This is a genomic window from Ancylomarina longa (assembly GCF_003996985.1).
GTDB classification, from domain to species: Bacteria; Bacteroidota; Bacteroidia; order Bacteroidales; family Marinifilaceae; genus Ancylomarina_A; species Ancylomarina_A longa.
The window spans coordinates 1-375 of sequence record NZ_RJJX01000297.1; the positions used below are offsets into that span (position 1 = coordinate 1).

The window sequence follows — 375 nt, forward strand, 5'->3', positions numbered from 1 at the left end:
CTTCCATTACAGGAAACATTTCTTCAGGCTTAACCATGCATTCCGATTGCAGCTTGCATCCATTGCATCGCTTGAATTGTCCACACCATTGATTTTTATCAATAGTCGTAGTCATACGGATAGTCCTGGTATTGTTCCATCACATCCTGAGGATGCTCTTCGAACTCTTCAAATTCTTCTTCCATATATCACCTTAAATAGTGGATTGCGGTAGTAAAGATTGTGCCTGTCTTTTAACCACATCAGGCTCGGTGGTTCTCGTGTACCCCTACAGCGAGAAATCGGATAAACTATTACAACCCCTACAGTTTGATGAGTATAGAAATGGATCCACTCGTTATTCTCGGACGAGTGTTCAGTAATGAACCTCTGGAG

Annotated in this window: 1 protein-coding gene; it reads right to left on the minus strand. The window is 42.1% G+C overall.

Annotated elements, in window-relative coordinates; translation table 11 throughout:
• Positions 1-115 (minus strand): antirestriction Ral family protein (locus tag DLK05_RS17255; protein ID WP_235832034.1); only part of this gene is annotated, 115 nt, incomplete at its 3' end.
• Positions 116-375: the final 260 nt, after the last annotated feature.